The organism is Diaphorobacter sp. LR2014-1 (assembly GCF_002916785.1).
Classification (GTDB): Bacteria; Pseudomonadota; Gammaproteobacteria; order Burkholderiales; family Burkholderiaceae_C; genus Diaphorobacter; species Diaphorobacter nitroreducens.
In genome coordinates this window covers 84,075-93,339 of sequence record NZ_MTBE01000011.1, presented here as the reverse complement: position 1 = coordinate 93,339, position 9,265 = coordinate 84,075, and the positions used below count along the sequence as shown (strand labels likewise).

Here is a 9,265-nt window from a genome sequence, read left to right as displayed (position 1 = left end):
ATGGCAAAAGGTAAGTTTGAACGTACCAAGCCCCACGTGAACGTGGGCACGATCGGTCACGTGGACCATGGCAAGACGACGCTGACGGCGGCCATCGCCACGGTGCTGTCCAAGAAGTTCGGCGGCGAAGCCAAGGGCTACGACCAGATCGACAACGCCCCTGAAGAAAAGGCGCGCGGCATCACGATCAACACCTCGCACGTGGAATACGAAACGGCCACCCGCCACTACGCCCACGTCGACTGCCCCGGCCACGCCGACTACGTCAAGAACATGATCACCGGCGCCGCTCAGATGGACGGCGCCATCCTGGTGTGCTCGGCCGCTGACGGCCCGATGCCCCAGACGCGCGAGCACATCCTGCTGGCCCGTCAGGTGGGCGTGCCCTACATCATCGTGTTCCTGAACAAGTGCGACATGGTCGACGACGAGGAACTGCTTGAGCTGGTCGAAATGGAAGTGCGCGAGCTGCTGGACAAGTACGACTTCCCCGGCGACGACACCCCCATCATCCGCGGCTCCGCCAAGCTGGCCCTGGAAGGTGACCAGTCCGACAAGGGCGAACCCGCCATCCTGCGCCTGGCCGAAGCCCTGGACACCTACATCCCCACGCCTGAGCGCGCCGTGGACGGCGCCTTCCTGATGCCCGTGGAAGACGTGTTCTCCATCTCCGGCCGCGGCACCGTGGTGACCGGCCGCATCGAGCGCGGCATCATCAAGGTCGGCGAAGAAATCGAAATCGTCGGTATCCGCGACACGCAAAAGACCACCGTCACCGGCGTGGAAATGTTCCGCAAGCTGCTGGACCAGGGCCAGGCTGGCGACAACGTGGGCCTGCTGCTGCGCGGCACCAAGCGCGAAGACGTCGAGCGCGGCCAAGTGCTGTGCAAGCCCGGCTCCATCAAGCCCCACACCCACTTCACGGCTGAGGTGTACGTGCTGAGCAAGGACGAAGGCGGCCGTCACACGCCCTTCTTCAACAACTACCGTCCCCAGTTCTACTTCCGCACCACCGACGTGACCGGCTCCATCGAACTGCCGGCCGACAAGGAAATGGTGATGCCCGGCGACAACGTGTCGATCACCGTGAAGCTGATCAACCCCATCGCCATGGAAGAAGGCCTGCGCTTCGCTATCCGCGAAGGCGGCCGTACCGTGGGCGCCGGCGTCGTTGCCAAGATCATTGCGTAATCTAGTGGGGATCGAAGGGGTATAGCTCAATTGGCAGAGCGTCGGTCTCCAAAACCGAAGGTTGTAGGTTCGATTCCTACTGCCCCTGCCACTTCAGGGTGGTAATAAAACAAGCCCGCCAGCCCCTGGCGGGCTTCGGCGTCTTGTAAGGCGCGATCAAATAGGCGAATTCATCTATGGCCACATCCCAGGTTGAGACGGTCACGACTGGTGCGGACAAGGCAAAGTTGTTCGCGGCAGTGGCGATTGTTCTTGCGTCCATTGCCGGTTTCTATTTGCTGGGTAAGCAAGGGCCCCTGATTCAATGGGGTGTGTTGCTGTTGGGGCTAGTGCTGGCTGTGGCGGTTTTTCTCGTTTCCGAGCATGGACGCCAGTTCGTCGGGTTTGCAAGCGATGCGTGGCGTGAGGTCAAGAAGGTTGTCTGGCCCACGCGCAAGGAAACGCTGCAAATGACGGGCTATGTGTTCGCTTTTGTGGTGGTGATGGCGCTGTTCCTTTGGTTCACGGACAAGACCTTGGAATGGGTTCTGTACGACTTGATCTTGGGCTGGAGGAAGTGATGGTGGATGCCGTGGACACGAATGGTGTGCAGCCTCCGGTGGATGTTGCGGTGAATCCAGATCTGCGCTGGTACATCGTTCATGCCTATTCTGGTATGGAGAAGGCGGTGGAGCGCAACATCCAGGAACGCATTGCGCGCGCCGGTATGCAGCAAAAGTTCGGCCGCATTCTGGTGCCCACTGAAGAAGTGGTGGAAATGAAGAATGGCCAGCGTAAGACTACCGAGCGTCGCCTTTTCCCTGGTTATGTGTTCGTCGAAATGGTGATGGACGATGACACCTGGCATTTGGTGAAGCACACCAGCAAAGTGACAGGATTCGTGGGCGGGGTGAAGAACCGCCCTGCGCCTATTTCCGAAGAAGAGGTGCAGAAGATTGTCAGCCAGATGCAGCAGGGAACGGACAAGCCGCGCCACAAGATCGAATTCATGGTGGGCGAGTTGGTGCGGGTCAAGGAAGGTCCGTTCACCGATTTCAACGGCTCCGTAGAAGAAGTGAATTACGAGAAGAACCGCTTGCGCGTTTCTGTGATGATCTTTGGCCGCTCCACCCCGGTGGAACTGGAATTTGCCCAAGTCGAAAAGACCTGAGCGTCAGTGAAGTATTCGCGCTTTTCGACTCGGTGCGATGAGAGAAGAGAGTCGGTAACCCCGGGGAGCCTGGTGAACGATCAGGCGTTAATACCCGCAAGGAGCAAACATGGCGAAAAAAATCGTCGGCTTCATCAAGCTGCAAGTGCCAGCTGGTAAGGCCAATCCCTCCCCTCCGATTGGTCCCGCGCTGGGCCAACGCGGTCTCAACATCATGGAGTTCTGCAAGGCGTTCAACGCGCAGACCCAAGGTGTCGAGCCTGGTCTGCCGCTGCCCGTGGTGATCACGGCTTTTGCAGACAAGAGCTTTACTTTCGTCATCAAGACGCCGCCCGCAACGGTGCTGATCAAGAAGGCGATCAAGCTGGACAAGGGCTCCTCCAATGCCTTGAGCACCAAGGTGGGCAAGATCACCCGTGCACAGCTCGAAGAGATCGCCAAGACCAAGCTCAAGGACATGAATGCTGCTAGCGTTGACGCGGCAGTGCGCACGCTGGCTGGTTCTGCTCGCTCGATGGGCGTGACGGTGGAGGGTCTGTAAATGGCAAAGCTGACCAAGAAGCAAAAGGCCCTGCAGGGCAAGGTGGACTCTACCAAGCTGTACGCTTTCGCTGAGGCGGTGGCTCTGGTGAAGGAAGCCGCTACTGCTAAGTTCGACGAATCCATCGATGTTGCTGTGCAACTCGGCGTGGATGCCAAGAAGTCGGACCAAGTGGTGCGTGGTGCCGTGGTGCTGCCGAATGGCACGGGCAAAACGACGCGCGTTGCCGTGTTCGCCCAAGGCGCCAAGGCAGAAGAAGCCAAGGCCGCAGGTGCCGACATCGTGGGCATGGACGACCTGGCCGCTCAGGTCAAGGCTGGAGATATGCCGTTCGACGTGGTGATCGCTGCTCCCGATGCCATGCGCGTCGTGGGTACGCTGGGCCAGATCCTGGGCCCCCGCGGTCTGATGCCGAACCCCAAGGTAGGCACGGTGACGCCGGATGTGGCGACGGCCGTGAAGAACGCCAAGGCGGGTCAGGTGCAGTTCCGTGTCGACAAGGCCGGTATCGTGCACAGCACCATTGGCCGTCGGTCGTTCGACAACGACAAGTTGCAGGGCAACCTGGCAGCTCTGATCGAAGCGCTGAACAAGGCCAAGCCTGCGACCAGCAAGGGCGTGTACCTGCGCAAGGTAGCCGTGTCGTCCACGATGGGCGTCGGCGTCCGCGTGGATACGCAGACCATCGCAGCGTAATTGCGAAATCTTCAGGCCTGGTGCCCATGAGGGCGGCAGGTCTGATGTGGTGGGCTGACAGCTCCTTTGAGGGCTGGCAGGCCATCCAAGACCGTTGGTGTGCAAGGTGCACTTAAACCTTTGGAGGCCAACGCAGATGGCGATCCCGCTGCAGATGGAATGCATGTTCCAAAACAGTTGGTCGCTGCAACAAGAGCGCGCACGGAGGCTTGTTCGAAGTGCGCATATGAAGGAGTAGACCTTGAGTCTTAATCGCAGTGAGAAAGAAGCGGTCATCAATGAAGTGACCAGCCTCGCCGCTAAAGCTCAAACGCTCGTGATCGCGGAATACCGTGGCATCACGGTGGCCGACATGACCAAACTGCGCGTGGAAGCTCGCAGCAAGGGTGTGAGCCTGAGTGTTCTGAAGAACACCCTGGCCCGCCGTGCTGTGGCTGGCAGCCAGTTTGACGTGGTGGCCGACCAGATGACCGGTCCTCTGATCTATGGCTTCTCCGAAGACGCTGTGGCCGCCGCCAAGGTGGTGGCCGATTTCGCGAAAACCAACGACAAGCTGGTGATTCGCGGCGGCGCTTTCGCGGGCAAGGCCCTGGACGTGAACGGCGTGAAGCAGCTGGCCAACATTCCTACCAAGGAAGTGCTACTGGCCCAGCTGTGTGGCTTGCTGATGTCGCCGATCTCCCGCACCGCCGTGGTGCTGGGTGCCCTGGCGGCCAAAAAAGGCGAAGGCGAGCCTGCTGCTGCCTGAGGCAGCGTGGCAATCGTCCCCCCTCTCAACCAATTGTTAGGAAATCAAAATGGCATTCGATAAAGACGCATTCTTGACCGCGCTGGACAGCATGACGGTCCTGGAACTCAATGACCTGGTGAAGGCCATTGAAGAGAAGTTCGGCGTGAGCGCTGCCGCTATGGCTGCTCCCGCTGCTGGCGGCGCTGCCGGCGGCGGTGCTGCCGCTGCTGAAGAAAAGACCGAATTCAACGTGGTGCTGGCTGACGCCGGCGCCAACAAGGTGGCGGTCATCAAGGCAGTGCGCGAAATCACCGGTCTGGGCCTCAAGGAAGCCAAGGACTTGGTGGACGGCGCTCCCAAGAACGTCAAGGAAGGCATTGCCAAGGCTGACGCCGAAGCTGCCGTCAAGAAGCTGGTGGAAGCCGGCGCCAAGGCCGAACTCAAGTAATCGACCTTGTCTCCTGGGCTGGGGGTCTTGCAAAAGGCCTCCAGCCTTTGGTGCTTATGGAACGCACTTTAGAGCGCACCAGAAAGCGGCCCCCGTGGACTGTTTTCTAGTGTCTTCTGAACCATCCGACAGCAGAAGACGCCTTGGTTCGGGCGATGTGCAACGCATCGCCGTCCGCCATGGTTGGTAGTGGCCAACCGCCAAGCCTGCAAGGTGGCCGCCTTGCAGGGCAGTCGTCGAAGATCCCATTCCATGTCCTTGCCCGGAGATCTCATGGCCCAAACATCCACGTACAGTTATACCGAACGCAAGCGCATTCGCAAGAGCTTCGGTAGCCGCGACAGTGTGCTCAAGGTCCCGTACCTGCTGCAGATGCAGCGGGATGCCTATACCGCGTTCCTGCAGGCCGACACGGCCCCGCAAAAACGCAGCAACGAAGGCCTGCAGGCCGCATTCAACTCCGCGTTTCCCATCGTTTCCCACAACGGCTTCGTGGAGATGAAGTTCGTTGAATACAACCTGGCCAAGCCGGCGTTCGACGTGCGCGAATGCCAGACCCGCGGCTTGACTTTTGCATCGGCCGTGCGTGCCAAGGTGCAGTTGATCATCTACGACCGCGAGTCCTCGACCTCGCAGTCCAAGGTGGTCAAGGAAGTGAAGGAGCAGGAGGTCTACATGGGCGAAGTGCCCCTGATGACTGACAAGGGCTCCTTCATCATCAACGGCACCGAGCGCGTGATCGTCTCCCAGCTGCACCGCTCGCCCGGCGTGTTCTTCGAGCACGACAAGGGCAAGACCCACAGCTCGGGCAAGTTGCTGTTCTCTGCGCGCATCATCCCCTACCGCGGCTCCTGGCTGGACTTCGAATTCGATCCGAAGGACATCCTGTACTTCCGCGTGGACCGTCGCCGCAAGATGCCGGTCACGATCCTGCTCAAGGCCATCGGCCTGAACCCCGAGTCCATCCTGGCGAACTTCTTCGTCAACGACAACTTCCGCCTGATGGACAGCGGCGCTCAGCTGGAGTTCGTGCCCGAGCGCCTGCGTGGCGAGGTGGCGCGCTTCGACATCACCGACAAGGCCGGCAAGGTGATTGTGGCCAAGGACAAGCGCGTGACGGCGCGCCACACGCGTGAGCTGGAGCAGTCCGGCACCACGCACATCAGCGTGCCTGAGGACTTCCTCATCGGCCGCGTGGTGGCCCGCAACATCGTGGACGGCGACACCGGCGAGATCCTGGCCAAGGCCAACGAAGAGCTGACCGAGGCGTTGCTCAAGAAGCTGCGCGCTGCTGGCGTGCAGGACCTGCAGGTCATCTACACCAACGAACTCGACCAGGGCGCCTACATTTCGCAGACGCTGCGCATCGACGAAACCGTGGATGAATTCGCCGCGCGCGTGGCCATCTACCGCATGATGCGCCCCGGCGAGCCGCCGACCGAGGATGCCGTGCAGGCCCTGTTCCAGCGCCTGTTCTACAACCCCGACACGTACGACCTGTCGCGCGTGGGCCGCATGAAGTTCAACGCCAAGATCGGCCGCGATGAAGCCACCGGCCCGATGGTGCTGTCCAACGACGACATCCTGGCCGTGGTCAAGATCCTGGTGGACCTGCGCAACGGCAAGGGCGAGGTGGACGACATTGACCACCTGGGCAACCGCCGCGTGCGCTGCGTGGGCGAGCTGGCCGAAAACCAGTACCGCACGGGCCTGGCACGTATCGAAAAGGCCGTGAAGGAACGCCTGGGCCAGGCCGAGCAAGAGCCGCTGATGCCCCACGACCTGATCAACTCCAAGCCGATTTCCGCGGCGCTCAAGGAGTTCTTCGGTGCGTCCCAGCTGTCGCAGTTCATGGACCAGACCAACCCGCTGGCCGAGATCACGCACAAGCGCCGTGTTTCGGCCCTGGGCCCGGGCGGTCTGACCCGCGAGCGCGCCGGCTTCGAGGTGCGCGACGTGCACGTGACCCACTACGGCCGCGTATGCCCGATCGAGACGCCTGAAGGTCCGAACATCGGTCTGATCAACTCGCTGGCCCTGTACGCGCGCCTGAACGAGTACGGCTTCATCGAGACCCCCTACCGCCGCGTGGTGGACGGCAAGGTCACGATGGAAATCGACTACCTGTCGGCCATTGAGGAAGGCAAGTACATCATCGCCCAGGCCAACGCCACGCTGGATGCCGAAGGGCGTCTGACGGGCGACCTGGTGTCGGCCCGCGAAAAGGGTGAATCGACCCTGGTGTCCGCCGACCGTGTGCAGTACATGGACGTGTCGCCTGCACAGATCGTGTCGGTGGCGGCTTCGCTCGTTCCGTTCCTGGAGCACGACGACGCGAACCGCGCGCTGATGGGCGCCAACATGTCGCGCCAGGCCGTGCCCGTGCTGCGTCCCGAGAAGCCCATGGTGGGCACGGGTATCGAGCGCGTGGCGGCCGTGGACTCCGGCACCGTGGTGACGGCCAACCGTGGCGGTGTGGTGGACTATGTGGACGCCACCCGTATCGTGGTGCGTGTGAACGACGACGAAGCCGTGGCCGGTGAAGTCGGCGTGGACATCTACAACCTCATCAAGTACCAGCGCTCCAACCAGAACACGAACATCCACCAGCGCCCCATCGTCAAGAAGGGCGACAAGCTGGCCAAGGGTGACGTGATTGCCGACGGCGCTTCGACCGACCTGGGCGAGATCGCCATCGGCCAGAACATGCTGATCGCGTTCATGCCCTGGAACGGCTACAACTTCGAGGACTCGATCCTGATCAGCGAGCGCGTGGTGGCCGAAGACCGCTACACCTCGATCCACATCGAGGAGTTGGTGGTGATGGCCCGCGACACCAAGCTGGGCGCGGAAGAAATCACTCGCGACATCCCGAACCTGTCCGAGCAGCAGCTGAACCGTCTGGACGAGTCCGGCATCATCTACGTGGGCGCCGAAGTGCAGCCCGGCGACACGCTGGTCGGCAAGGTCACGCCCAAGGGCGAAACCACCCTCACGCCTGAAGAGAAACTGCTGCGCGCCATCTTCGGCGAGAAGGCGTCCGATGTGAAGGACACCTCGCTGCGCGTGGACCAGGGCTCGCAGGGCACGGTGATCGACGTGCAGGTGTTCACCCGTGAAGGCATCCAGCGCGACAAGCGTGCCCAGCAGATCATCGACGATGAACTCAAGCGCTTCCGCCTGGACCTGAACGACCAGCTGCGCATCGTGGAGGCCGACGCGTTCGACCGTATCGAGAAGCTGCTGACCGGCCGCGTGGCCAATGGCGGCCCGCAAAAACTCGCCAAGGGTACGAAGATCGACAAGGCCTACCTGGCCTCGGTGGAGAAGTTCCACTGGTTCGACATCCGCCCCGCCGAGGAAGAGGTCGCCACGCAGCTGGAGTCCATCAAGAACGCGCTGGAGCAGACCCGCCACAGCTTCGACCTGGCCTTTGAAGAAAAGCGCAAGAAGCTCACCCAAGGCGACGAACTGCCCGCGGGCGTGCTGAAGATGGTCAAGGTGTACCTGGCCGTCAAGCGCCGTCTGCAGCCTGGCGACAAGATGGCCGGCCGCCACGGCAACAAGGGTGTGGTGTCCAAGATCGTTCCGGTCGAGGACATGCCTTACATGGCCGACGGCACGCCCGCCGACATCGTGCTCAACCCGCTGGGCGTGCCTTCGCGCATGAACATCGGCCAGGTGCTGGAAGTTCACCTGGGCTGGGCCGGCAAGGGCATGGGCCAGCGCATCGGCGACATGCTGCAGCGCGAGGCCAAGACGGCTGAGCTGCGCAAGTTCCTGGAAGAAATCTACAACTCGCGCGGCCGCAAGGAAGACCTGTCGCAGCTGAGCGACGACGAAATCCTGGCCATGGCGCGCGAGCTGACCTCGGGCGTTCCCTTCGCATCGCCCGTGTTCGACGGCGCGTCCGAAGAGGAAATCAAGGACATGCTCAAGTTGGCCTACCCGGACGACCTCGCCCAGGCCAAGGGTCTGACCGAGACGCGCACGCAGGCGTACCTGTACGACGGCCGCACGGGCGAGCGTTTCGAGCGCCCGACGACCGTGGGCTACATGCACTACCTGAAGCTGCACCACTTGGTGGACGACAAGATGCACGCCCGCTCGACCGGTCCGTACTCGCTCGTCACGCAGCAACCGCTGGGCGGCAAGGCGCAGTTCGGTGGCCAGCGCTTCGGTGAGATGGAAGTGTGGGCGCTGGAAGCCTACGGCGCCGCCTACGTGCTGCAGGAAATGCTGACGGTGAAGTCCGACGACGTGCAGGGCCGTACCAAGGTGTACGAGAACATCGTCAAGGGCGAACACGCGATCGAAGCCGGCATGCCGGAGTCGTTCAACGTGCTGGTCAAGGAAATCCGTTCGCTGGGCCTGGACATCGAGTTGGAACGTTCCTGAGCAGGATCGAGTTTTTAAAAAAGTGAGCGGCTGGCGCTCACTCCCTCTGGGTTTGCAGGTGTTTTGTCTTGCAAATCCTTATGTGGAAAGCGCCAGCAGCTATGTTTTTAG

General features: G+C 61.5%; 8 protein-coding genes and 1 tRNA gene. All 9 read left to right on the top strand.

Features of this window, described 5'->3' with window-relative positions; genetic code table 11:
- The 9 genes from tuf to rpoB all read left to right on the top strand — a co-directional run bounded on the left by tuf (window position 1) and on the right by rpoB (window position 9,154).
- A complete protein-coding gene (gene tuf / locus BV908_RS10625) occupies window positions 1-1,191 on the top strand; it encodes an elongation factor Tu (protein ID WP_103738096.1) in 1,191 nt (396 codons plus the stop codon).
- 15 nt (window positions 1,192-1,206) lie between these two features.
- A tRNA-Trp gene (locus BV908_RS10620) sits at window positions 1,207-1,282 on the top strand.
- A gap of 85 nt (window positions 1,283-1,367) precedes the next feature.
- Window positions 1,368-1,751 carry a preprotein translocase subunit SecE gene (gene secE, locus BV908_RS10615; RefSeq protein WP_015914495.1) on the top strand — a complete coding sequence of 128 codons (384 nt, stop codon included), beginning with the start codon at window positions 1,368-1,370 and terminating at the stop codon, window positions 1,749-1,751.
- Window positions 1,751-2,341 carry a transcription termination/antitermination protein NusG gene (gene nusG / locus BV908_RS10610; RefSeq protein WP_015914494.1) on the top strand — a complete coding sequence of 197 codons (591 nt, stop codon included), beginning with the start codon at window positions 1,751-1,753 and terminating at the stop codon, window positions 2,339-2,341. The genes secE and nusG overlap by 1 nt, the downstream gene beginning before the upstream one ends.
- Window positions 2,342-2,450: 109 nt before the next feature.
- The gene (gene rplK, locus BV908_RS10605; RefSeq protein ID WP_011806988.1) at window positions 2,451-2,882 is read left to right on the top strand and encodes a 50S ribosomal protein L11; all 432 of its coding nucleotides are present in this window, start codon (window positions 2,451-2,453) and stop codon (window positions 2,880-2,882) included.
- Window positions 2,883-3,578 carry a 50S ribosomal protein L1 gene (gene rplA, locus BV908_RS10600; RefSeq protein WP_011806987.1) on the top strand — a complete coding sequence of 232 codons (696 nt, stop codon included), beginning with the start codon at window positions 2,883-2,885 and terminating at the stop codon, window positions 3,576-3,578.
- 241 nt (window positions 3,579-3,819) lie between these two features.
- Window positions 3,820-4,326 carry a 50S ribosomal protein L10 gene (gene rplJ / locus BV908_RS10595; protein ID WP_011806986.1) on the top strand — a complete coding sequence of 169 codons (507 nt, stop codon included), beginning with the start codon at window positions 3,820-3,822 and terminating at the stop codon, window positions 4,324-4,326.
- Window positions 4,327-4,375: 49 nt separating this feature from the next.
- Window positions 4,376-4,756: a 50S ribosomal protein L7/L12 gene (rplL, locus tag BV908_RS10590; RefSeq protein WP_015914493.1), complete on the top strand. Its 381-nt coding sequence runs from the start codon at window positions 4,376-4,378 to the stop codon at window positions 4,754-4,756.
- A gap of 273 nt (window positions 4,757-5,029) precedes the next feature.
- On the top strand, window positions 5,030-9,154 hold the full coding sequence (gene rpoB / locus BV908_RS10585; RefSeq protein WP_011806984.1) for a DNA-directed RNA polymerase subunit beta: 4,125 nt from the start codon (window positions 5,030-5,032) through the stop codon (window positions 9,152-9,154).
- Window positions 9,155-9,265 lie beyond the last annotated feature (111 nt).

Bases quoted from the DNA above. Each gene is read 5' to 3' on its own strand.
- tuf (WP_103738096.1), top strand. From the start codon at position 1: ATGGCAAAAGGTAAGTTTGAACGTACCAAGCCCCACGTGAACGTGGGC.
- nusG (WP_015914494.1), top strand. From the start codon at position 1,751: ATGGTGGATGCCGTGGACACGAATGGTGTGCAGCCTCCGGTGGATGTT.
- rpoB (WP_011806984.1), top strand. From the start codon at position 5,030: ATGGCCCAAACATCCACGTACAGTTATACCGAACGCAAGCGCATTCGC.
- rplK (WP_011806988.1), top strand. From the start codon at position 2,451: ATGGCGAAAAAAATCGTCGGCTTCATCAAGCTGCAAGTGCCAGCTGGT.
- secE (WP_015914495.1), top strand. From the start codon at position 1,368: ATGGCCACATCCCAGGTTGAGACGGTCACGACTGGTGCGGACAAGGCA.
- rplL (WP_015914493.1), top strand. From the start codon at position 4,376: ATGGCATTCGATAAAGACGCATTCTTGACCGCGCTGGACAGCATGACG.
- rplA (WP_011806987.1), top strand. From the start codon at position 2,883: ATGGCAAAGCTGACCAAGAAGCAAAAGGCCCTGCAGGGCAAGGTGGAC.